This window comes from Streptococcus criceti HS-6 (assembly GCF_000187975.2).
Lineage (GTDB): Bacteria > Bacillota > Bacilli > Lactobacillales > Streptococcaceae > Streptococcus > Streptococcus criceti.
In genome coordinates this window covers 1,007,421-1,031,322 of record NZ_AEUV02000002.1, presented here as the reverse complement: position 1 = coordinate 1,031,322, position 23,902 = coordinate 1,007,421, and the positions used below count along the sequence as shown (strand labels likewise).

The following is a 23,902-nucleotide window of genomic DNA, read 5'->3' as shown; positions in this document are numbered from 1 at the left end:
ATACTATATGACTATTTTTGATTATTTAGTCATAAAATTACAAAGGATTTAAAAGGATAAGAGAGTATGGGTAAGAAATTTTCAGCCGAAGAACAAAAACATATTCGACAAAAACTGATCACTATTTTTGAAAGAAAATTACACAAAGAGCAGCCTAGTAAAATCACCATTGACGATTTGGTGCAAGAGGCTGGCATTGCCAAGGGCTCCTTTTACCATTTTTTCCCGACAAAGGAAATGCTTTTTGTCACCCTTATTAACCAAACCCAAGATAAGATGGTTAAAAAAGCCCAGCGAATGACTTCCAATAAAGACATTACCGAAAAAGAAAAGCTCAAGAAAATCCTCCTCCTGATTATCAAGGAACTAAAAGTTCACCCTTGGTTACAAAATCTATCGGGACCAGAATTTGAAAAAACTATTCGCCGCCTGCCCCCTGAATTACAAAAAGACCTGCAGAAAAAAGATAAACTAGCCATTAAAGACCTCCTACAGGATCTGCGATTAACAGCAGCAGTCCCCTTAGAAGATCTCCTTATAATCATTGAGATTATCCTATCTTCTGCCAGTCGCTCTAGTGATTTTGGCCGCCATTATGACCGAGCAGTCAAAATCATGATCAACTGCTTGGTTGACGGTCTTTTTAGTGAAAGGAAAATCCATGAATAGACTCCTTCGTTTTAATTTTATCCTCATGATTCTGGCCATGCTGGGAGCCAGTTTCTTGCAATTATTCAGACCAGAGATTCTTGGTTCTCAGACTAATTTCGGTCTTGCTCCTGACTGGCAAAGAGAAATCTCTTTTTGGAATCTGGCTGTGATCCCTATATTTCTAGCTGCTCTTTATAAAAAAGATTACTTTTTTACAAAAGTCTGTGCCATCTCTGCCATAATTGGTGGTCTTGGTTTCGCCAGCAATCACTTACTCGGTTGGTTAGCACAACCATCAGCCACTGCTAATCTAGTCGGCTGTTTGGAAAATTACGCCTTTGTCCTGCTTTGGTTAATTGGTCTAGGCATCGAAATCAAAAAACATAAACAGCTCTGAACAAGACTAGCTCAGAGCTGTTTTTTAATTGTACCATTTCTCTAAACAGACTTGAAAGGCTCTATAAAAATTTGGGGCCTCGACTTGCCTTTCTTGTCCCAACTTATAGAGTTTTTGACAGATAAAGAGCAAGTCTGGCAGATTACTGTGCAAGGTCATGATTTTGCGGCTCAGGAGGTTTTTAGCAAACATGCGTTTCATGAGCGGTGCTGAAAGCCAAATTGGTAAATGATAAGGCAGCAGTTCAGTGCGGTAGTGCCTAAGATCGACTCCCCTATTCTCCACTATCTGAGCTGTTTCACGAATACTTTTAATCACCTGAGAAAGTAGTCTAGCAGAATTCATAACAGTTTCAGCAGCTGCACTAGGATTTTCACTATCTGCATAACAGCCTGCTACTGAGATAACACCGGCATTGATAGCCATGTGTAACCAAATCCATTCCAACATATCATAAGGAAATTCCAATTTAATCTGACAGCTATTAAAGAGTTTTACCAGATCTTGATAATTAGATATCCTAGACTTCTCCTCGGATTCCAGCATAAAGTGATCAAAGACACAGCAGGCCAGACGGTTCCCAATCAAATTACCACCAGCAACGGGGTACCCCAGCAAATAATCCCGCTGACTCAGCCATCGCTCTAACTTAGTCCTATCCTCCCAGATACCGCAGGCCAGAACCAAACTGCCCGTAATAGCCAGACGATCGAGGTCTTCAATAACTTTTTTAACCTGTCCTCTGGACACGCTAACAAAAATAAAATCATACTTCTTTTGACTGCATGGATTAATCCGATAAGTATCCTTGATAGCCTGCCCCTGTCTATCTATCCTACCATCCAATAAATCAACGGATAAATATTTAATACCTCGCTTAGGGCTTGTATCCCGCAGCAAATGCTCGACCTCATGACCTGCCTTTTGAAAAAGATAGCCATGAGTTGCCCCAATAACACCTAAACCAACCACTAAAATTTTCACTGTGAAACGTCCTTTCTACTCTTTTTTGCAGCCAGTAAATACCAAAGCAAGACCAGAACAAAAGATAAGATTTGTGCAATGGCGACTCTTGCAAACATCAGCTCATCTGCCCCCGTATCAGATAGGGTATGAATGATATTGATTAAAAAGTTATTGGTAAAATGGTGGGACATAGCCATATAAAGGCTTCCTGACAGTCTAGTCATGAGCGCAAACTTAAATCCTACCATGGCAGAGGTAACAACCAGCATCAGCGCATTAAGTATAAAACCTGAAAAATTCATGTCCCCATCAAAGCAACTGCGCAGTGGTCCCACAAAATGCCAAAGACCAAAAAGTATTGAGGAGCAGACGGCTGCTGCTATAAAGCTGTATTTCTGCTCCAAAAGTTTTTGAAACAGGCCGCGAAAAGCTCCTTCCTCCATGATCACATTGATGACATTACCCAAAAAACAGATGAGAAAGAAGACTAAACCAGTTTCTCTGCCAACATTCTTATCCACAGCATAGGAGCTGACATAGACATCCAGTCCTTGGAACTTGCCTTGATTGCTAAGCAAGAGGATTTCCACACCATAAGCAATCACAAAAACGACAATGCCAAAAAGCAGTCCATTCCAAGTGTTTTTGAGGAAACCTTCTTGCCTAAAACCTATCTCCTGCCAAGTGAGCTGAAAAAATTTGAGGACTGCATAGATAACCACGATCCCCAATAGTTTGTGCACAAAGGCTTCGTTCCAGAAGGTTTGATCGGTCCGTAAAATAAAATAGTCAAAGAGATGCAAACCATAGCAGAGCAGATAGATAGCCAAGACTGCTAACTCGATTTTTTTCTTTTTGGGTAGCATAGATAATCCTCCTTACACTAAGACACAAAAGCCGTTAAGCGCTCCAAAGAAAAATAGGGAACCTAACGATGAATCACTAAAGATTCAAAGAAACATTTTTTCTAGGAGTGTAGGCGTGTTTAATTAACGACGATTTTTAATCAATAAATTAATTTCACGCGCTTCCTGGCTGAGATCAAAAAGATCCAAGACTTGTGAAATGATATAAACAGCGATCCCAATAAGAAGAAACATCCAAGGCTGATTCCAATGAAAGAGCCAGCCCATCCCCATTGTCAAGCCTTCAATCGCTACAATTTCCACCAGCACCTGCAGCATAAAGAATTCCCACTCTAGTCTGCGTATAAATAAAACCAGCAATTGGATGAGACCGTTAAGAAAAAAGACCTGAAAAATACTCACCAGCAGGAGCCACTCCGCCTTCAAATACAAGGCAGCCAGAGTTAATAAGAGCAACGATACGCCTGTCGTAGCAAAGACATTAACCAACCATTTTTTCATTTTGGCTCACCTCCTCTTAAGGCTTCTTTAACAGCCTGTAAATAACGGCGATTGACAATAACCTTCTCACCATTGAGCAAAGTCGCTTCCATGCGGCTGTTAAAAAGCGGCCGAATACTTTCTAAGACATTGATGTTAAGCAGACAGCTCTTAGAGATCTGAACAAACCCGTCATTTTGTATGTCATGGAGCAGTTGATAGAGCCTCAAATCCGTTTGATAAATGTCATCTGCTAAATAGACAAAAGTCTTCTTGTCCACGCTTTCAATATAGTAGATATCCGAAAGGTTGACCAAATGCTCTACTCCGTTCTCATAACAGCTAATTTGCTTATCAATACTTTCCAAAAATGTTAAAATCCGCTCAACCAGCCTGTTTTTCTCACTATACTTTAAACTGACTTCCAGCTCCTTGAAGCTGGCATCCTGTTCGATTCGTAATTTCATAGTTTTCATTATAGCACAGCTTTTCTATCAAAAAATCCCGCATCAACCAAGATGCAGGATGGGGAAACTGAAATACATTATTTACGAGTGTAGGAATTTTTCAACCTGATCAGCCTGCCGATGCAGAAAAACAAGGTTGGCGATGATTACTGCAAAAATAAGCGGGGTTATGACCAGCAGCAATAGCCAATGAAGCGGATTGTTCAGACAAAACAGAAAGATACTGTAGATAAGCAAGGGCATGGTGAGAACTGCAGTCACACTGCCAGGAACCCAAGTTCGAAATCGGAGAGCCTGACTGATATGGGATAAAAGATGGACAGTATGTCCCAGCGTAATCGCCAGCACTAACTCTGGTAATTTAAAAAGAATACCTGCAAGCAAAATCAGGCTAGCTAAAATAAATTCCTCCAAAATGCTAGCCGCTAATGTTTCTGTTGAAGGATAATGTACTCTGCCAGCGACAAAGATTTCATTAGCAAATTTTGGATCATTCTTTTTCTTCGCAATCCATGGACAGACTAAAATAATCTCTTCAAACTCATGGACCATAAAAAGCATGAGCGCAAGAAAAGCAAGCAAGGTTGGGGGCATTATTTCTTCTCCTTTGATTGGTTAGTTTCTCTGTACTGTTTGAGTGTTTTGCCGGTCCAGTTTTTAAAAGCACGCAGAAAGCTGGAAGTTTCTGAGTAACCTACGAGATAAGCGATCTCGTCAACCGACATAGATAAATCAAGATAAGAAAAAGCCATCGATTTTTGTATACGTAGAACTTCTTCTTTGAACGTTGTTTTTTCAGCAGCTAATTGGCGCTGCAGTGTCCTGGCACTGAGACCAAGCCTCTCAGCTACGGCAGCAAGAGAGAACTGACCGCTGGGGATAGCCAACAGCAACTCGTTTTGAAGCGTCTGTGTGAAATGGCTGCCGCTTTTTTCCTCCTGAGCTAGCTGCCGATTAAGACTCGGTTCCAAATAATACCACATGACATTGTTCTCAGTGATGAAAGTTTTTTCAAGATCTGCTTTAGATAGCACCAAGAAGTTCCTTTGTGATTTTTGCGGGAGGATTCCTACCTCATTCTCAAGAACCGCTCCGTAATCATAAGGCGAACTGACCCTGCGGGGAAGAACTGACGCCCCTGTCCCTGTCCGTAAAATACTTAAAAGTAGCAGCTGCTCCTGCAGCAGTAACATGCGAGGAAGCGGCAACTGTGATGACTGGTAGGCATAGTTTACAGCAACTTCATCGTCTTTTTCATGAATCTCTACTTTTACTGGACCAATCAAACTTTTATATTTTGAGAAGCGCTGCAGGGCTGTCAAACCATCTGGACTTGATAAAGCAGCAAAAAAGGCTGGTACAAACATCTTAATATTGTCAATATTGCTCAATGCTAATAGGGCTTCATCTGTAATTTGCTTATCCAAGGTCGCTATAAAGCGATAATAATCCTGAGCACTATAAGTCAGCTCTTCTTGCCAAAGTTGGTTTGGCAATTGCGCTCTCTGCAAAATCAGTCTAACATCTATTCCTAATTCTTTTAAGAAGATCTGAAATTGTTTAGTGATAATAAGTTTCATAATCTTATTGTCTAAAAATATTAACCTCAAGTCAAACTCTTAACGACCAGCCAATCAAATACTCTAGCAGGTAAGATTGAATGAAGAAAAACAATAGTTTTAGCGCCCCTACCAACGAGGTAACGCGGTTTAACTCGTTTGGCATTAACAATTTTGACAATCCTTCTTGCTACAAGACCAGGCTCAGAAATCAATCGGCCTGCATACATTTTTTCGATACTTTGGGAGACCTTTTTGGCCATCTTTTCATAGGCTCCTCCAACTGCAGAAGTTCGCAAATTCTCTGCAGCAATCTGGCTCCAAGGCGTTTTAATACTGGCTGGTTCAATAATCACCGTCTCAATTCCAAATGTTTTTGTTTCCATACGAAGGCCATCGGATAAGGCCTCAAGGGCATACTTAGAGGCATGATACCAAGAACCCATAATGGTAGTGATGCGGCCACCGGTTGAAGAGATATTGATAATGCGCCCCGATTTCTGAGCTCGCATATAAGGAAGAACTTCCTGAGTTAAACGAGCTAGGCCAAAAAGATTGACTTCAAATTGCTTTCTAGCCTCCTCAAGCGCAACATCTTCAATCGCACCAAAAGCAGCATAACCAGCATTGTTAATCAAGACATCAAGCCTGCCTTCTGCTTGAATAACCACTGCAAGAGCCTGTTTAATGGTTTGTTCATTGGTAAGATCAAGGTAAAGCGGCTGGACACCATCTTGCTTGAGTTTTTCCAATTTGTCCAAGCGTCTGGCACCACCATAAACCCTATGTCCCGCTCTTGCCAGTCCTTGTGCCGCTAGATAGCCGATTCCTGAAGAAGCCCCTGTTAATAAAATTACCTTTGACATTTTTTCTCCTTTCACGAAATTATAAATCAATCGTTCACTTTTTGTATAGAACAATGAACGACATTATAATGACAATTAATGCCAAAAAGAGTGGAGAAACGTAATCCTCTCCAGATGATTGTAATATAACTCACTCAACTATAATTGACAAAACGTTTAAAAATCCCGCATCAACCAAGATGCAGGATGGGGAAACTGAGATACAAAAGGTAAGTAGAAACGTCCAAAAGTTTCCTTAGTCTATGACAGTTGCCCTTTCACAAAAGTAGAAGGATCGCTCTGTCCTTAGCTGTTCTAGTGGTGTAACTTATCATTTAGCTCGCATACCATTAGGCAGTCTTACTCGTTTTCAATAATCGTCTGAAAACCAGCCTTTTAATACATACCACAGGCGTCATTGTCCTTTTGAACAGATAAAGAAATCTGGCGATAGCCTTTCATCCTGAGAGCCTTTAAGAAAGTCTTGAGTAATTTTGTGCCAATTCCCTGTCCACGATAAGCAGGCAATAAAGGCATCGCCAAAGAAGGTGTCTCATCATCAATATGACCATAATCACCTATGATACAGCACCAAACAGCACCAATAATTTTCCCATTGCTTTCTACCACCATAGCTTCATCATAGGGAGATTGTCCAAAATCCTTCACATAAAGCTGCAGCTCTGCAACTGGATAATACTCCTATCAGGCATTTCTACCCTTTGAGGTACAAAGATGGCCTGATAGAGAAATTCATCTAAAAGTGGGTATTCTTGAGAGATCATTGGGCGGATAAGCATATATTTTCTCCTCGTAAAAAACTATTTTTAATCAGACTTGAAAATCATTTTAACTGGCAGTATACTATCAAACAAGTTGACTTAATATCATAAAAACGAGGTAAAACTATTGAAAATCGAATATATATCCAAAACACCGATTCTTTACATGAGAAGAGTCGGAGCTACGGTACAGAGAATCATCTGTTGATGGAAACATTTAAACAGGAACTTCGCAATCAACATCTTTTTCAAAATCCTACTATCCTTGGTATTGCACAAGATAATCCACTAACAACAAGTACTGAGCATTGCCGATACGATGTTTGTCTGATTCTGAATGATACAACAACCTCTGCTAAGTTCCCTTTAAAATATGGTGAATTTCCAGAAGGTAAATTCGCTGTCTTTCAATTGAAACACACGGCAGAAGCCATTGCCGACTGGTACAGTCAGTTAAATATTCTTATTCAACAATTTAAGCTCAAACCACGCTCTTCTCCTATTATCGAGCGTTATCAAGATAAACTCATGAAGAATGGTTACTGCGAAATGCTACTGCCTATTGAGTAGTTCAGCTAAATCAAATACTTTTTCAATGCTGCCTTCTCTCCTTTAGTCAACTCCCGATACTTTCCAACAGGTAAATCGCCCATTTCAAAGGGTCCAAAAGAGATACGTTTGAGGTAAGTCACTTTGACACCATAGGCTAGAAACATTTTCTTGACCTGATGAAATTTGCCTTCTGAAATGGTGACATAAGCTCTGCTGATTTCTGAACTAGAGCTGATAATCTCTAACTTAGCTGGCTTACAAACCTTACCATCTAAAAAAGCTATGCCATTGTCAAAAAAAGCAGGTGCATCGGCACCAAGCTCATTGTTAACCTCAACATAATAGGTTTTGTCCACGTGATGCTTGGGGTGGAGTAGGCGAAATCCTAGGGGACCATTGTTGGTGATAAGAACCAACCCTTCCGTGTCGCGATCCAAGCGACCAACGGGATAGAGTCCCTCTTTTTTGTCTTTTGAAGCAATTAAGTCAATCACCGTCTGATGCTCAGTGTCAGTGACTGCGGAAACTACACCACTAGGTTTGTTGAGGATATAATAGACATCAGGAGAAGAGCTAATCTGCTTGCCAGATACTGTGATGGTTTGCAGATTTGGATCGACATTGAGTCGGTCAGAACGCGCTAACTGGCCATCCACGCGTACCTGTAGACTGCGAATCAGTTTTTTAACTTGATTCCTAGAGCCAAACCCAGCCTGACCTAATAGTTTGTCTAATCGCATACAGTTATTGTAGCACAAAGGGAGTGGGATAAAAATAACCAACTGGACGTTAAAGGGAGCATTTCTCGATTTCCAGTTGGTTATTTAAGGGAAGAGTGCCCTTAACTTAATGACATTGGACTTTTATCCTCATCCTCTTACTTTTGTCTTACAACCTACTGGCAGCTTCTTGATCCAAAATGATGGTAACATCCGGATGTTTCTGTAAAACGCTGGCTGGCAGACTTTGCATAACTGGTCCTTGGACCATACCAGCAATAGCTTGGGCTTTTTCTTTACCATAGGCAAAGAGGACAATAGACTTAGCCGACATAATAGAGGCAATTCCCATAGATAAGGCCTGAGTCGGTACATCTTCTTTCTTGTCAAAGAAGCGACTGTTGGCTTCGATGGTGCTTGGAGTCAAATCAACCACATGGGTCCCGCTAGAAAAATCAGTGCCCGGCTCATTAAATCCGATATGCCCATTGCGGCCAATTCCCAAAATCTGGAAATCTATGCCATACTGCGCAATCGTGTCATCATAGTCACGCGCAGCCTGATGCAAATCAACTGCCTGACCGTCAGGTAGAAAATGCTCCTTAACTGACTTATACCGAAACAGATGCTCTTCCATAAAGTAATGGTAGGACTGAGGATTTTCTTTCGGCAGGCCAACATACTCATCCAAATTAATAGAGGTCACCTGTGATAGGTCAAGGTCACTGGCAGCTAACGCTTTGTAGAAAGCCTCTGGTGAACTCCCTGTCGCTAGGCCCAAAGTTTTAGCCCCCTGAGACAGTTTTTCTCGCAAGATATCTAGGGCACAGTTTGCTCCGTCTGTTTGATTTTTTACGGTGATAATTTTCATGCTGACTACCTCCTACTTTGGTCTATACCGATTATTATCTTCATTATATGGTATAGACCAATTTTTGTCAAGCTATTTTGTGATATAATAGGTCAGTATTAAACAAGATAAAGAGGAAAAAAGTGAATACACAAGATTTTGATTTTCATTTACCTGAGGAACTGATTGCCCAAACACCCTTGGAAAAGCGTGATAGTTCTAAACTCCTAGTCATCGATCACAAAAACCACACCATGGTGGATAGCCATTTTGATCACATTCTCGATGAGCTAAACCCTGGCGATGCCCTAGTTATGAACAACACGCGGGTCCTGCCCGCCCGTCTTCACGGGGAGAAGTCTGAGACCCATGGACATGTGGAATTTCTCCTTCTGAAAAATACTCAGGATGACCAATGGGAAGTCCTGGCAAGACCAGCTAAGCGCCTGCATGTCGGGACCGAAATCAGCTTTGGCGATGGCCGCTTGACTGCTACTATTGTCCAAGAACTGGACCATGGTGGTCGTATTGTTGAATTTCACTATGACGGAATTTTCCTAGAGGTTCTCGAAAGTCTTGGCGAAATGCCCCTGCCGCCCTATATTCATGAAAAACTCGAAGATCAAGAGCGCTACCAAACGGTCTATGCCAAGGAAAATGGCTCCGCTGCTGCTCCAACAGCCGGCCTGCACTTTACCCAAGAACTGCTAGAAAAAATTGAAGCCAAGGGGGTGAAACTGGTCTACCTGACTCTCCATGTTGGTCTGGGCACCTTCCGACCTGTCTCTGTCAATAATATTGAAGACCATGAGATGCACTCAGAATTTTACCAGCTCTCCGAAGAAGCTGCACAGACTCTGCGTCAGGTCAAGGCTTCCGGCGGTCGCATCGTTGCTGTCGGGACTACCTCCATCCGGACCTTGGAAACTATCGGTAATAAGTTTAGTGGAGATATCCAAGCTGATTCTGGCTGGACCAATATCTTTATCAAGCCCGGTTACGAGTTTAAGATTGTCGATGCTTTCTCAACGAATTTCCACCTACCAAAATCGACCCTTGTTATGTTGGTCTCAGCCTTTGCCGGACGAGAATTTGTCCTCGAGGCCTATAAACACGCCGTTGATAAGCACTACCGCTTTTTTAGCTTCGGTGATGCTATGTTTGTCAAATAAGTTAGCAAAATGCGATCAAACGATTTAAAAATTTAGAAAAGGGAGTGGAATCAACCCAAAAATTGAACATTTTTGCTCTCACCACTTCTTAACTTCTAAGTGGTGACCTGAAACTCTCTTCCCAGACCGTTTTTGACACTTGCTTTGCCAGCTTCATTTCCCGATTACAAAAGCCTTCCAAACCTTTTTAACCCACCCCCGCACAGCTCAAAAAGTCTGTGGAACCTTTTGAGCTTGGAAATAAAATGAACGATTGCTATCGCATTCGTTTAGATTTTCCGCTTTAGCCTTATGACAAAAAACCAGCCAACAGTGGCTCATTGGTGCTAAAGCACTTAATGAACTGTGCAGAGGGTATAGAGAGTAGACGAAAAGTCTCTCGTATTTGCATCCGAAGGAACAAAACCGCTAGACTTGGACCAGCCTGCGTTTCCGTATTTTCAAGAGCATTTAAAAAGACCTCTCAAGGCCTTTTTTATTTCATCTTTTTCAGACTTCCCTTAGCTTTTTCAACCATAAAGAGAGAACTCTCTGCTTGTGATACATGCTTAAAGAGCTTCTTAGCTAGGGCCTTATCCCCAGCTAAGCGAGCATTTTCAGCTAAGAAGTAGTCACGCAGGACTTCTTCCAATTTATTGCTAGCTTGTATGTCCTCAAGGTCTTCCAAAGCTTCTCCTTTACAGACAACAGCTTCAATTAACGGAAGAAGTTGCTGGCTATAACGTTTTTGCACCTGTTCCATATCATTTTGTACGACCAAATTATGGATAGCTGCCAAACTAGCCTCTAGATCATAGTCTTCTTTGCCAAAAACCTTGTTGGCAAAATCAACAACATAATAGGTTAGCAGGAGCGGTGTCCGTTCCTTAGGAGATAACTGAGTTTTCACAGGATTGACCATTTCGATAAATTCAGCCGACTTATTAAAGTTGCCTCGTAAAAAAGCCAATTCTGCCTGACGGATAATGGTACGATCCCAATTAGTCTTGAGAGCAGCTTGCGATTCATAGCTCAGCATATCTTCATACTTGTCCAAGGCAAGATCCTCGGTCAAAATTTTTAAAGAATCGCGACGATAAATATTGTTTTCCCGCACATATTGAACAGCCAAAGCCAAGAGAGGTAAAAAACTTGCCAAACTAAAGGCCGCCCCCATAATATTCTTGGGGTTCAAGAACCAATAAATCACAGACGCTACAAATAGCAGCAAGAAAAGTAAGAACCAATTGCGCACTACAGTTAAGTAGGTGTACATTCTATTCTTAATATCGTCTATTTGACCGTCACGGTATGATGTCAGCATAACTTCTCCTTTTTCTTAACAATTAAAACTAAAATATTGCCTTGGGTTTCTGAATTGCCTGAAAACAAAACCAGAATCCATTACTCGTCTTAAAATAGCTCATATCTATGGCTAGTGAAACTTCAAAATTGCCTCTATTATATCACAATCTTTCCTAAGTTGAAAAAACTCTGAGGGACAAAGTAAGCTTACCTTTTCTACTAGACTTGCCACAAGATTAGCCAAGAGCAGTTTCTCTATGTCCCCCTAACTTAAGCAAGATGGGAGATTTCAATTCATATTGACCCGATGCCATTCATTGATGACATAGGTCAGCATAGCTAACTGATTATAACCGGCACCATTAATTTCTGAGCTACTCTCGGTTGACCCCCCCAAATAACGGGTGTAAATGGCAATCAAGTAAGGGCTATCTTCCATAACGATGGCATCAACATTGATGGCTTCACGAACATAACCTGGCTTTTGGTAGATAGTCAAATCATCTGGCAAATAAGTCTTATAATATTCATCTGGGAAGGATTGGCCAAGATAATCCAACAAATCTTTATACTTATCCTGATATTTAAACAAATAGTCCAAAAGCTGAAGGTAATAAGAACTGGTTGTTTTATTGCCTTCGTATTGAAAGGCTGGCACATCAGGATTAGTGGATTTACCATAGCGGGTATATTGACTGTAGGCATTTTCCATACCGCCTAGTAAGCTGGCCAAGCCATAGGCAGGAGTGTTTTCTGAAACGACTAAAGAGCCATACTGCATCTCAGGGATAGTCATGCTACCGCCATAATTATTAACATAAGCATCGTGCTCTCCTTGATACTCATAGTCCAGATTTGTGATATCAACTTCTTGATCATAGGTAAATTTTCCTTCAGCAACCCCATCAACGACCAACATATTGAGTGGTAGCTTATAGGTTGAACCTGCTGTCATCAATTCGGCATCGTTCATGGAAAAAGTCTCATTGGTTCTTGTATTCCTATAAGAAAAGGCTACCTGAGACTGATCAATCCCTTGCTCAGCTAGAAAGGCATTAACGGTGTCGTTAAGACTCATATTGGCATAGTCATAGTATAGCCCCAACGAATTCATCCGCTCACTATCCGCCTCCATGACTGCCTGTTTCTCTTCAGCTGACTTGTTTCTTGGAGTCACCAACTCCTGAGGACTCTTCTTAGCCTGCCTCGAATCTCTCGTCTGGTGATGCTTCTGCTCTTGGGTTTCCTTCTGTCCTTGCTGCAAATAAAAACTGCCTAGGATACCTAGGACAATTGCAAGAATGATCGCTAAAACAACCGTAATTCTTTTTGACATAGTTTCTCCTCACTATTATTTTAAGGGAAAATTGATTTTTTGCAAGCACTATCCAAAATTTTTTAGAAATTGTATTCACAAGTTTAAATTCTTAGCATCAACTGGAAAAAGTCTGGGAAAAAAGTATTCCAGCCTTCTAAATAACAGTTTGACGCAGGAGTTGGGAGAAAGACTTGTTGGCTCTGCCGACTTAGTCTTTCCCCTGCACAGTTCATTAGGTGCTTTAGCACCAATGAACCACTGTTGATTGGAAGTCCTTATCTTGGGGTGCAGTCCCATTTTCAGGCACCCCCTTAAACAGTCCACTGGACTGTTTAACAACTCCGCAAGTGTTAGCGGCCATCCTAATCAACTGTGCGGAGGTGGAACAACGAAGTCAATTGATATAAAAAATCGCCTTCTGTCCCACTCTCAAAACAGATAGTTGCCTCCGTGGTAAAAAGACGATTGGCCCTATTTAAGTCAATAGTCGAGGGGATTTTCAAGACCCTAGGCTTGAAAATGAGCAATGAAACTCCGTTAGGAAGTCGCTTGCGTCCCTACCACATAAGGCTAACTGTCAAAAAAATGTAAATACAAGTTTTTAGATTAATAGCCACTGATGATGAGTCGTCTGACACTATTAGCAAAATAAGTGCGATCAAGCTAAAAGGCCACCCTCCAAACGAAGGATAGCCTAAGGCAATTTTTTTCTATAACCTCAATTATTTTGTAGCGGCAGCATAAAGTTCTGCTACCTTGCCCCAGTTGATGATTTCAAAGAAGGCTTTGATGTAATTAGGACGAACATTGCGATAGCTTAGGTAGTAAGCATGTTCCCAAACATCCAAAGCCAAGATTGGCTTTTTACCATCCATGATAGGAGTATCTTGATTGGCTGTTGAAGTCACTTCAAGTTTTCCTTCCTTATTGACAACCAACCAAGCCCAGCCTGAACCGAAGCGACCAGTTGCAGCTGCTGTAAAATCAGCTTTGAAGGCTTCGAACGAACCAAAGGCTTGTTCAATAGCAGCTGCCACTTCCTTGGTAATTTGAGTCTTTTCCGGTGACAGGAGTTCCCAGAAGAGAGTGTGGTTGAGATGGCCGCCACCATTGTTAATCAAGGCTTGGCGAATATCAGCAGGAATCTTTTCCACATCTGACAAGAGTTCTTCAAGATCTTCTCCGATTTCAGGGTGCTTTTCCAGAGCTGCATTAGCATTAGCTACATAGGTCGCATGATGTTTATCGTGGTGAAGGGTCATAGTTTCAGCATCAATATAAGGTTCCAAAGCATCGTAAGCGTAAGGAAGTTCAGGTAATATAATAGCCATAAAGGTTACCTCTTTTCTGTTAATAGAGCTTGCCCCTAAAACAGGGCAAGGAAGAAGGAACAAAAGTCCTTAAACACTTACATTGTAAAGGAAAGGGATAGGGTTTTCAAGGATTTTGATTACTAGTTAGTATTGTTGAATTATCTGCTGCTAAATAGGCCCATCCAGCCTTATTTCTGCCTAGAACTAGCAATTTTCAAAAGGGCCACATCAAAGAGATAGGCCTTATCTAGCCTTCCCTGCTTGATTTGGTAATCTGTATTGATCAAGACTGTCATGACTTCTTTCAAGAATGATAAAGCTAGAGGACGGCTATCCCTAAGGGCAAATTTAACTTGGTAGGGATTGATTTTCCGCCCTAAGAGATCCGATAACTGGGCGACCATGGCTGATTCATTCTTGCCAGCCTGAGCGAGAATTTTAACTTGGGTAAAGAGACGAAATTGCCCCAACATAATGGCAATCAGTTTAATCTCATCTTCACCCTGTAGACGCAAATCCCTAACCAAATCACGGGCCTGATCAATCTTCCCCTGTAAAATATATTGGGTCAAATCAAAGAGATTATCCTGCAAGCTTTTAGGAATGGCTTGGTCAATATCAATCTGATCAACCTGACCACCAGCTTTATAAGCCTTAAGGAAAGCTAGATTTTTCTGAATTTCGCTGAAATCAAAATTAGACTTAATCAAGAGTTGATCAAAAGCCCCCTTGGCAAAAACCAATCCTGCTTGATGAGCTAGCTTTTGAAAATGCGTTCGCAGTTCGGCTTCCTTGAGCTGACTCGCTTCAAAAATCTTAGCCTCCCGCTTAACTAACTTAACCAGTCGACGTTTTCCATCCAATTTTCCGGGTGCAAAGATAACCAGCCGCGTTGTTTCTACTGGATTGGTCAGGTAGGCTTCCAAACTCTTAGCTTCCTTATCATCTAAGTAAGACTTTTTGGCTGTTGTCAAATCCAAAAGATTATCAAAAATCACCACCTTCTCATCTGAGAAAAAAGGCAGACTTTCTAAATCCATCTGAGCATCAGCAAAGTTATTTTCTGAAAAATCAAAATAAGAATAGGTCAAATCACTGGGGTCAAAACCAATCCGTTCTAAAAAGAGTTGCTTGAGCTGGCTGTACTGCCCCAAGTCATCACCCGTTACTAGCGTAATCAAAGGAAGTTTTTCCTTGATTAAAGCATCAGCTTCTTCAATTGCAATCATATAGTCATTGTACCATAAAAGCCGTTTGGCTCTTTAAATAAAAAGTATAAAAAAACAGTTAGAAATTTCCTCCTAACTGCTGACGAATTTACCTTCTATCTATTGGAAGGGACTTCCGGTGTAATTTGATTCGGAACCAACTGCTGAATTTGACTCCTGAACAGGAGCAGCTGCGCTTTCTGAAAAGGCTGTTTGAACCGGCTGCTGAACAGCTGCTCCTTGCACCGGTTGTTGAGGGACTTGACCAGGCATCTGCTGATTAGTAAAACCTGCTTGGCCTTGATTCATCGGCTGTTGGCCGCTTGGGTTTTGCCCTGGAAAGCCTTGCTGATAACCATTGTTAGAGCCAGTTTGGTTATAATAACCTTGATAATTGGTAAACATTGGCGCCTTGGTTGGCTGGCAAAGAAAAACTAAAAGGACAATATTCCCAATAGGAACAAAGGCAAGGAAAATCCAAGGCCAGTCATAGCCAGCATCACGCAAACGACGAATAATAATTGCAAGGTTTGGAACAAAATTTACAAGGACCCAAATCACAGCAATCACCCACATGAAAATTCCTAAGATTCCTAAGCCAACAGCACTAGAAGTGACGTCACCTGTACTATCATATTCTGCGACCATTCCTAAGCCGACAATCACAACGAGAAGAATAAAGTTCAAGCTAAAAATAGATGAAATAATAAAGTTCATCAAGGCAGGCCACCAAAAGCCTGGACGATCGGTGCGACCCGTAAAATCAGCATACTGTTTCCAATAATTTTTATACGCTTCTATCATAATAGACTCCTTTAATAAATTACAGTTATTTTACCCTAGTAGAAAGAGGCTGAGGCTGAACAAAAGCTTGCCCAGTATTAGTATTCCTCTTTTGAAATAAGCTCTTAGCGCAGTGATTGGAAGCAGGACTTATTGGCTAGGCCAAGAAGTCTTGCCCCCGCACAGTCCATTAGAGAGTGGGACAGAAGTCAATTTTTTATATCAATCGACTTCGTCATCCCACCTCCACACAGTTGACTAAGATAGCCGCTAACAATTGTGGAGATAAGGGTTTAGGACCTCCAATTAACCACTTGCGTCAAACTGTTATTACTGCAAAAAAGAAGGCTGGAATACTTTTTCCCCAGCCTTAATAAACCCACTGCTGGCTGGTTTTCCTTTGGCCACAAGGTCAAAACGGAAAGCCTAAACAAATGTGATGACCATCGTTCATCTTATTTCCAACCTCAAAGGGTCCCCACCTCAAACCTTTGAGCTGTACGGGGGGAGGATACGAACTCAAATTTTCAATTTTAGGGTTGATCCCACTCCCTAAGAAATTCTATTTATTGTTTTGCTCAGGAGGAACTTGACCGTCTTGAGGAGATGGATTGGGTTGTGGATTCACCGGATTAGCAACTTGCCCTTGTGGGAAAACCTGTCCTTGCGGTGCTACCTGTCCTTGATTTGGAGCGGTTTGCTGGCCACCTGCGGCTTGACCATTGACAGGCATCCCTTGCTGCGGAACATTAGAAAATTGCGGATGAACAGTCCCTTGCCCCACAGCTGGTTGAGACGAAGTCGGCATTTGTCCTTGCGGAACAGCTGGCCCCTGCTGAGAAACTTGTGAGTTCATAAAACCAGACTGCTGAGGGGTAGCCGAAGCCTGCTGTGCTTGAATCATAGCTGGATTAGGCTGTTGAAAACCAGCCATTTGTTGAGGGACAGCTGATTGCTGAGGAGCTGTTGTAAATTGATTGCCAAGAGGAGCGTAAAGAACATTCGCCTTTGGCTTTGGTTCACGGCTCGGAAAGGCCCAGAGAACAATGCTCGCAATCAGCAGGGCTGCCGCTAAGAACCAGCCGACCCATGGAATAGAGTTGAGAAGCAAGGCTGCTCCATACATAAAGATAAAGGCCCAATGGAAAGCTGCATCACGCAGACGACGGACACCGATAGACAGACTTGGCACCAAAATAGCTAATTCAAACAGTCCCCACAAGATAAGGATAGTCACCATCAGAGGTGAAATATCTGTCCAAATAGAAAGGCCGTCGGTTGAAAGGGCACTGTCTTCCATCAGCCTCATGCGCTGACCGAAAGGAATGATCAAATCAACCAAGACAATCAAATAAAAAGCTAGTCGAATCAAGTTATTAAAGAGAAAAGGCCACCAAAACTCTGAACGTTTGGTGCGTCCTTTAAAATCAATATAGTGTTTCCAAAAATTTGCATAAGCTGTAAACATGAGCAATCTCCTAAATAAATTTGGTATTTATTAGAATAGCACATTTTAGGCTGAAACACAAACTTAACAAGATCGTTTAAATCTGGGATAAAGTTTAGGTTAACAGGCCTTAACGGCGATATTTCACCCACCTTCACAATTAGCGGACAGTTTCAAGATGCCACTCCCACAACCCACGATAGGAAATTGCCCCTACTTGATCTGTCCGATAAACAGCCATATTCTGAGCCCTAAAGCGCTCTAAAGTTTCCTTATTAGGATGGCCATAACGATTATTTTTTCCTGCCGAAATCAAGGCTGTCTCTGGTTTTATCCCCATTAAAAAATCTGGACTGGATGACCCCTTAGAACCATGGTGACCAGCCTTTAGAATGTCAACACGGAGGTCAGGATAGGTTCGTAATAAATCTTCCTCCCCTTCTTTCTCAAGATCTCCAGTAAAGAGAAAATTCTTATTTAGCAAATGGCCATAGAGGACTAGAGAGTCATTATTGCCACCATCACCGATCGTTTTAGGATAGAGGACATGAAGCCAACTGCCCATAATGGCTAAATTGTCTCCTGCTTCCACCGTTCTCACCTTGACTTTCAGTGTCTTGAGCCTCCTGACAAAGGAAGGCCTGGTCAAACTTCCCCGACTAACCAAAACCTCACCAATTTTAAAGTGTCGAGCTACAGTTTCCAAGTCACCAATATGATCGGTGTCAGTATGCGTTAGGACCAGCTGATCTATCTTCCCCACGCCGCGGCTCTTGAGGTAAGGAACGACCGTCCTATCGGCATTACTATCCTCATTTCCCTTTTGCCAAGCCTCTTCCTGCCCGAAGGTTACTCGACCACCCGTATCGATTAAAATTGTCTTTCCCCAACTATCTCTCAAAAAAATACTGTCCCCCTGACCAATATCAAGAACGGTCACCTCATTGGTCAAAGGATGCTTAACCAGACAGACTAGAATCAAGAAAAGCACAATGAGCAGGCAGCGAATCTTCTTATGCATCCAATAGTCATAGAGAAAAGCCAATAAGACCAGCATAGTCAATAATATGGCCAAGCTAGGACTGCCGCAGACAGGCGATCGGCCAATAAAATTATGAGTCCAGACGACCGTCTTCTCAAGCAAAATAAAAACAGGATTCGCCCAAGTCAGCTTGAGTAAAGGAGTTAGCAAAAAGGCTAAGCTCAAAAAAGGTAGGATAAGATAATCAAAAATAAGCGAAAAAATGAAGGTTAATACAATAGATAGTGGCTGGAAAACACCAAATAAATAGGCAAGTATAGGAAAAGCCCCTAAAGCCAAGCTCACCCCTTTGGCTAACGCAGCTGTACGTCTACTTAAGCCTTTAAAATCTACGACAGCTAGAATAAAAGCGTAGACAAAGCTAAGCAGACCGCCGGTTGTCAGCAGAAAATTTGGCCTCAGTAAAAACATACTAAACACACTAAAAGCTAGATTATCCAATCGCTGCAAGCCCAAATTTCTCCAGAAAGACTGAAGTAAACTCCTAAGAACTGATGGGGCATAACCTGTCATTCCTGCATAAAAGATAGAAAAGGGAACTTGAAGGATATCTACCCAGTCTCGTCTCACTCCTAAGCGTAAGAGAAATTTTCGGTAAAATCCAATAAAAAAATCAACCTGCATGCCCGATAGAGCAAAGAGATGAATAATACCAAGGCCAGTGTAGATATCTCTCATCTCAGAAAAATCCTTTCCCAGATATCCAAAAAGGAGCCCAGTCATGTAGTGGTTCATAGGACTCGGAAAGTTCTGCTGGCAATTAACCAGAGCCTGCCGTCTTAGAATATGCAGGCGATCAAGTAAGGAAAGTCGCTTAGCTGGTTCCAAGGACTTGATTTTGTCAATAGCTACCAGTCGATAGATTCGCTCGTGTTTGAGATAGACCCGATAGTTAAAACCGTGGAAATTTCGCTGTGGTTGAGCCCGTATTAATTTAGCTGAGACCATCACATCAAGTTCCACTGTCACATTTTGGTAAAACTGCTTTTCTTCCGGTGTTTTCAGGCGGTAAAAAACCTGGTAGGTTCGTCCTTGACTTCTGGCCCGAAAACTGAGCTGATCACCATTAACAGAGATGGTATCAGGAATCATTCTTAATTCTTGGAGCTGACTCGGAGTAGACCTGTCATCATCATTTCCCTTAGCTTGGTAAGCAGAAAAGACCAGACCAAACACTAATAATATCAGTGAGACCTGAATACCTATTTTTAAGCCATGGTGACGCCAGAGCTGAAAGAGCGTAAAAGTTAAAATCACTCCGACCAACCAGTAGTAAGAATAAATGAAATAGGTTAGCAAAACTAGCAAAAAAGCCAAGTAAATTGGCTTGATTGGGGCATACTTAGTCATACAGTCACCTCGGGAGCAATTTTTTCGTAGGTCTTATCACCGATGCCAGAGATATTTTTTAACTCTTCAACAGACTTAAAGCCACCATGCTCTTCTCGATAATCAATAATATCTTGAGCCCGCTTCTCTCCAATTCCTGAAAGGGTTTGGAGCTCTTCCTTACTGGCTGTATTAAGATTAACCTTGGCTTTACTGCTGTCTGATGCCCCTGCCTGAGTGCCAGATGAGGAATTAGTGTCAATGACTTCATCAACAGCTTCACCATTAGCAGCTACGTAAACCACAGCTTGGTCTTCCAACTTTTGAGCCAGATTAACCGATTTCTTATTAGCATTAGCAGCAAAACCACCAGCCTTCTGAATAGCATCAGTCACTCGACTACCAGCTGGCAACTCATAAACCCCTTCATTTTTAACTGCTCCTTTGACATCAACCACAATAGTAGCTGACTTTTCAGCCGTCGATAATGATGAATTGCTTCTACTGGCCTGGCTAGTCTTGGAAATTTGAGGAAAGTCCGATTGACTTCTGGTCGATTTTGAATGAGCCAAACTAGCAAACAGTGCTAAACTAAGAATCAGCACCATGACAACAAGCCCCACCACCAATTTATTTTCTTTAATTTTTTCAATCCAATCTTCAATCATAGACTTCCCCCGCTAAATAATAGCCAGTAACAAAATCATTCCTAACAAGACAAGAACAGCTAATAGATAAATTGTTTCTGCTTTCATAAAACCTCTTACCTATTTATCCGAAAATAAAAAACGAGAGTGGGACAGAAGTCAATTTTTTATATAAAATAGACTTCGTTGTCCCACCTCCGCACAGTTGGTTAGGATAGCCGCTAATAATTGCGTGGTAGTTAAACAGTCCAGTGGACTGTTTAAGGGGGCCGCCTGAAAATGGAACAACGTCTCAGATCAGGACCTCCAATCAGCAGTGTTTCATTGGTGCTTTAGCACCTAATGAACTTGTGCAGGGGGAAGACTTTTTGGCCTAGCCAACAAGTCTTACTCCCAACCACTGCGTCAAACTGTTATTACTGCAAAAAATAGAAGGCTGGAATACTTTTTCCAGCCTTTACAAAATAATTACTATAAACCAAGTCATTGAACCCCATTAGCTCCTCATACAAAGCTTATTTAAGATGCTTTTCTGGTGTCCAAACAAAGCTGGCCACATAACTGAAAGCCATGGTCAAAAGAACCAGAATCAGGGCAATAATACCTAGTGGGACCCGATAAATATAGGTCAGCGGATTGAGCTTTTTATGATTATTATAGGCTTCATTTTGTTCATCTAACTGATCAAAGGCAGTATGAACTCGTTTAGCAACCCTCTCTATGCCTTCATCATTGAGACGTTTGATATCCGACACATCAATCGCTTGGCCAAAGTTCATGTCAATCCTTTCTCCTTTTAGGAGACCAGAAAATTTTCTTGGACCACCGTAGACAACCGGCTGAATCTTTACCTTAGCCATCTTGGCGATGACTGCCACACCGCCCTTAACATCTGTTGAATGGCGGCTTCCGCTTGGAAACATAATTAAAGAGCGATGGCTCTTCTTCAACATCCTGACAGGATACTTGATGGCTTCCTGACTAGGATTGTCTCGGTCAATTGGGAACGAACCGCACATCCGAATCCACCAGCCAAAGATACGATTGTTAAAAAGCTCCTTCTTAGCCATAAAAATGAATTGCTTAGGTTTAGTAGCAAAAGCTAGATAGATAGGATCCCACCAAGTCCTGTGAGGGGCAACTAAAATATAGTTTTCCTTGGTATCTAGGAGATTTTCCCGATTATGATAATGGGCATTACCATTGACTACCCAAACTAGGAATGAAACCAACCAGCGTAAATAAGCATAAAACATGAATGAACCTCCTACTTAACTAAGTCTGGATCAAATTCATAAAAACCAGTATCTAAATTCCGATTGGCAGGATGGAGTTTACGAATTTTTTCATCAAAGAGGAAGGCTTGATCAGTCGACCACTGACCAGCTTCTAACAAGTCACGGGCCCTAGTAAAGCACTCAGCAATGCTAGTAAAATTTTCACCTGGACAATAGATACCATCCAGTTTCCAATGATGGTAGCCATGCTCGACCAAATCAGACAGCTTAGTCATCAAGTCAAGGTCATTGTTGGCGAAGATATGGGTCCCATGATTATCTTCATAGATGGAATAATGGGAATCCTTATCGCTAGGCTCAGCCAAAAAGAGATCTCTCTGCCGGGTCTTCTCATCATCAATATGGGTGAAGTTATAATAATTTTGCAGGAGAGGACGCTTGGAATGATGGATAACACTCGCTCCATAAACCAAGATCTCTGCTGGAATTTCTAGGTTCTCTGACATTTTAAAGAGTTCAGCTGACGGGATTTCTCTAGCTAAAACAGCTTCTGAAACGCCTGCTGTCTTGCCCCAGAAATTGACTTGACGACTGGAAGTCACCATGGTCGACGCATCATAAATCAGTTTAAAAGGGCGATTGTCTCGCTGACAGATATAGATAACCCCAGCATCTCCGACCGTGATATAATCAGCTCCGATTTCCTCCAAGAAATCCAAGTACTCAGGCAGAGCATCCATCATTCCCTGATGCATGAGAGCATTAACGGCAACAGTCAATTCCTTACCAGCCTCATGCACCAACTGGGCAATCTTTTTTAAATCCTTGTCTGAAAAGGTCTTAGGCAGACGAAGCCCAAAGGCCTTATCCCCAACATAAATGCGATCAATACCAATCTTTAGCAGAGCCTCAACCTGTTCTAGACTCTCCGCGGTTGCAGTAATAATAATTTTATCCATAGCTTTACTATTATATCAAATTTTCATAGAAAATCTGAAACGATTTAAAAGGTCTGAAACATCTTCGCACGGCATTTTCGCATCAAAGCAAGCCTAATCGAGCGCCCCTCGCTAAATCTTCATGACAATTTTAATAATTTATGATAGAATACTACCTAAGTAACAAAGTTTACCCCACTACTCCAGTGGAAAGGAGAATGCTATGGCAGCCCAACGCCAACATGATTTTGATTATTATGATAATCAAGAATCACAAAATAAAACCAATCAAGCTAATCAATCACAACAAAAATATCAAGAATTTTACCAAGTCGATACGCAGAGTGCTAAATTGCGGGAATTGCTTTTCTTTGCCCGCATCGCCCTCTTTTGTATCTCATCTGTCCTCCTAAGCTTCCTATTCCTCACAATGGGTTGGGGAACAGTCGTTTCCTTCAGCTTAGCGATTTTATTGGGAATTGCAATTACATCAACAGTCTCAACCTTCGTTCTTTCGATGAAGAAAAAATAAAAGTTTGGGACAAACTGATTTGAGTGACTGCGCTCATCTTCGCAGGATGCTATCATCTGTGAAGATAGTGTATAAAAGTCCTAATAATAATATTAAAAAAACGAACAAAGTTAGATTGCCAATTTTGTTCGTTTTTTGATTTTTCCGATCAAGAAATAGGGCTGAAGACAATAATTCTAAACGAAAAATTATTTTTATCCCCTAATCTTCAGAGATTACAACATTTTGTAGGTGAGAACAAGGGAGCGGGACAGAAGTCAGTTTCGACTTCGTCATCCCACCTCCGCACAGTTGATTAGGATGGCTGCTAACAATTGCGTGGTAGTTAAACAGTCCAGCGGACTGTTTAAGAGGGCGCCTGAAAATGAGACAGCGTCCCAGATCCGAACCTCCAATCAGCAGTGGTTCATTGGTGCTAAAGAACCTAATGAACTGTGCAGGGGTAATCTTGGCATAGTCAACAAGTCTTACTCCTAACCACTGCGTCAAACTGTTATTACTGCAAAAACAGAAGGCT

Annotated in this window: 24 protein-coding genes and 1 pseudogene; 5 read left to right on the top strand and 20 right to left on the bottom strand. The window is 41.7% G+C overall.

Annotated elements, in window-relative coordinates:
• The first annotated feature begins 66 nt into the window (after positions 1–66).
• On the top strand, positions 67–669 hold the full coding sequence (locus tag STRCR_RS04985) for a TetR/AcrR family transcriptional regulator (protein ID WP_004229712.1): 603 nt from the start codon (positions 67–69) through the stop codon (positions 667–669).
• Positions 662–1,048: a hypothetical protein gene (locus STRCR_RS04980; protein ID WP_004225977.1), complete on the top strand. Its 387-nt coding sequence runs from the start codon at positions 662–664 to the stop codon at positions 1,046–1,048. The genes STRCR_RS04985 and STRCR_RS04980 overlap by 8 nt, the downstream gene beginning before the upstream one ends.
• A gap of 24 nt (positions 1,049–1,072) precedes the next feature.
• Here STRCR_RS04980 and STRCR_RS04975 read toward each other — a convergent pair whose 3' ends face one another.
• From STRCR_RS04975 to STRCR_RS04940, 8 genes and pseudogenes are all read right to left on the bottom strand, one after another.
• Positions 1,073–2,032 (bottom strand): ketopantoate reductase family protein, encoded by a 960-nt coding sequence (locus STRCR_RS04975; protein ID WP_004227024.1) that lies wholly within the window; start codon positions 2,030–2,032, stop codon positions 1,073–1,075.
• Positions 2,029–2,880 (bottom strand): CPBP family intramembrane glutamic endopeptidase, encoded by an 852-nt coding sequence (locus tag STRCR_RS04970; protein ID WP_004228094.1) that lies wholly within the window; start codon positions 2,878–2,880, stop codon positions 2,029–2,031. Before STRCR_RS04970 ends, STRCR_RS04975 begins: the two co-directional genes overlap by 4 nt.
• A 123-nt stretch (positions 2,881–3,003) precedes the next feature.
• Positions 3,004–3,381: a hypothetical protein gene (locus tag STRCR_RS04965; protein WP_004229801.1), complete on the bottom strand. Its 378-nt coding sequence runs from the start codon at positions 3,379–3,381 to the stop codon at positions 3,004–3,006.
• Positions 3,378–3,836 (bottom strand): LytTR family DNA-binding domain-containing protein, encoded by a 459-nt coding sequence (locus STRCR_RS04960; RefSeq protein ID WP_004228967.1) that lies wholly within the window; start codon positions 3,834–3,836, stop codon positions 3,378–3,380. The genes STRCR_RS04965 and STRCR_RS04960 overlap by 4 nt, the downstream gene beginning before the upstream one ends.
• Positions 3,837–3,908: 72 nt before the next feature.
• On the bottom strand, positions 3,909–4,421 hold the full coding sequence (locus tag STRCR_RS04955; RefSeq protein WP_004225460.1) for an HXXEE domain-containing protein: 513 nt from the start codon (positions 4,419–4,421) through the stop codon (positions 3,909–3,911).
• Positions 4,421–5,407 (bottom strand): AraC family transcriptional regulator, encoded by a 987-nt coding sequence (locus STRCR_RS04950; RefSeq protein ID WP_004229920.1) that lies wholly within the window; start codon positions 5,405–5,407, stop codon positions 4,421–4,423. The genes STRCR_RS04955 and STRCR_RS04950 overlap by 1 nt, the downstream gene beginning before the upstream one ends.
• 26 nt (positions 5,408–5,433) lie before the next feature.
• Positions 5,434–6,252 carry an oxidoreductase gene (locus STRCR_RS04945; protein WP_004227659.1) on the bottom strand — a complete coding sequence of 273 codons (819 nt, stop codon included), beginning with the start codon at positions 6,250–6,252 and terminating at the stop codon, positions 5,434–5,436.
• Between the two features lie 339 nt (positions 6,253–6,591).
• A pseudogene (locus tag STRCR_RS04940) lies at positions 6,592–7,031 on the bottom strand (GNAT family N-acetyltransferase).
• Between the two features lie 189 nt (positions 7,032–7,220).
• On the opposite strand from STRCR_RS04940, the gene STRCR_RS04935 reads away from it, so the two are divergent.
• Positions 7,221–7,583, top strand: coding sequence for a GyrI-like domain-containing protein (locus STRCR_RS04935; RefSeq protein ID WP_004229227.1), 363 nt, complete (start codon positions 7,221–7,223; stop codon positions 7,581–7,583).
• 5 nt (positions 7,584–7,588) lie between these two features.
• Here the strand turns inward: STRCR_RS04935 and STRCR_RS04930 are convergent, their stop codons facing one another.
• Positions 7,589–8,305 (bottom strand): pseudouridine synthase, encoded by a 717-nt coding sequence (locus tag STRCR_RS04930; RefSeq protein WP_004227694.1) that lies wholly within the window; start codon positions 8,303–8,305, stop codon positions 7,589–7,591.
• 148 nt (positions 8,306–8,453) lie between these two features.
• The gene (nagB, locus tag STRCR_RS04925; protein ID WP_004225866.1) at positions 8,454–9,155 is read right to left on the bottom strand and encodes a glucosamine-6-phosphate deaminase; all 702 of its coding nucleotides are present in this window, start codon (positions 9,153–9,155) and stop codon (positions 8,454–8,456) included.
• 122 nt (positions 9,156–9,277) lie between these two features.
• Between nagB and queA the strand changes: the two genes are divergently transcribed.
• Positions 9,278–10,306 (top strand): tRNA preQ1(34) S-adenosylmethionine ribosyltransferase-isomerase QueA, encoded by a 1,029-nt coding sequence (queA, locus tag STRCR_RS04920; protein WP_004225678.1) that lies wholly within the window; start codon positions 9,278–9,280, stop codon positions 10,304–10,306.
• A gap of 475 nt (positions 10,307–10,781) precedes the next feature.
• Here queA and STRCR_RS04915 read toward each other — a convergent pair whose 3' ends face one another.
• From STRCR_RS04915 to STRCR_RS04865, 10 genes are all read right to left on the bottom strand, one after another.
• Positions 10,782–11,609, bottom strand: a complete 828-nt coding sequence (locus STRCR_RS04915; RefSeq protein ID WP_004228655.1) for a hypothetical protein — start codon at positions 11,607–11,609, stop codon at positions 10,782–10,784.
• 270 nt (positions 11,610–11,879) lie between these two features.
• Positions 11,880–12,926, bottom strand: a complete 1,047-nt coding sequence (locus tag STRCR_RS04910) for a serine hydrolase (protein WP_004229723.1) — start codon at positions 12,924–12,926, stop codon at positions 11,880–11,882.
• A gap of 704 nt (positions 12,927–13,630) precedes the next feature.
• Positions 13,631–14,239, bottom strand: a complete 609-nt coding sequence (sodA, locus tag STRCR_RS04900; protein WP_004229293.1) for a superoxide dismutase SodA — start codon at positions 14,237–14,239, stop codon at positions 13,631–13,633.
• A gap of 170 nt (positions 14,240–14,409) precedes the next feature.
• Complete coding sequence (gene holA / locus STRCR_RS04895; RefSeq protein WP_004228518.1) at positions 14,410–15,450, bottom strand: DNA polymerase III subunit delta; 1,041 nt, start codon at positions 15,448–15,450, stop codon at positions 14,410–14,412.
• Between the two features lie 99 nt (positions 15,451–15,549).
• Positions 15,550–16,233 carry a DUF805 domain-containing protein gene (locus tag STRCR_RS11335; RefSeq protein ID WP_004227583.1) on the bottom strand — a complete coding sequence of 228 codons (684 nt, stop codon included), beginning with the start codon at positions 16,231–16,233 and terminating at the stop codon, positions 15,550–15,552.
• Between the two features lie 541 nt (positions 16,234–16,774).
• Positions 16,775–17,680 (bottom strand): DUF805 domain-containing protein, encoded by a 906-nt coding sequence (locus tag STRCR_RS04885; RefSeq protein ID WP_004230044.1) that lies wholly within the window; start codon positions 17,678–17,680, stop codon positions 16,775–16,777.
• 139 nt (positions 17,681–17,819) lie between these two features.
• Entirely contained in the window at positions 17,820–20,051 is a 2,232-nt protein-coding gene (locus STRCR_RS04880) for a DNA internalization-related competence protein ComEC/Rec2 (protein ID WP_004228684.1), read from the bottom strand.
• Positions 20,048–20,698 (bottom strand): helix-hairpin-helix domain-containing protein, encoded by a 651-nt coding sequence (locus tag STRCR_RS04875; protein ID WP_004227766.1) that lies wholly within the window; start codon positions 20,696–20,698, stop codon positions 20,048–20,050. The genes STRCR_RS04880 and STRCR_RS04875 overlap by 4 nt, the downstream gene beginning before the upstream one ends.
• A gap of 494 nt (positions 20,699–21,192) precedes the next feature.
• Positions 21,193–21,933, bottom strand: coding sequence for a lysophospholipid acyltransferase family protein (locus tag STRCR_RS04870; RefSeq protein ID WP_004227170.1), 741 nt, complete (start codon positions 21,931–21,933; stop codon positions 21,193–21,195).
• Between the two features lie 11 nt (positions 21,934–21,944).
• On the bottom strand, positions 21,945–22,874 hold the full coding sequence (locus STRCR_RS04865) for a peptidase U32 family protein (RefSeq protein WP_004226732.1): 930 nt from the start codon (positions 22,872–22,874) through the stop codon (positions 21,945–21,947).
• Positions 22,875–23,076: 202 nt separating this feature from the next.
• On the opposite strand from STRCR_RS04865, the gene STRCR_RS04860 reads away from it, so the two are divergent.
• Positions 23,077–23,385 carry a DUF3270 family protein gene (locus STRCR_RS04860; RefSeq protein ID WP_004227158.1) on the top strand — a complete coding sequence of 103 codons (309 nt, stop codon included), beginning with the start codon at positions 23,077–23,079 and terminating at the stop codon, positions 23,383–23,385.
• Positions 23,386–23,902: the final 517 nt, after the last annotated feature.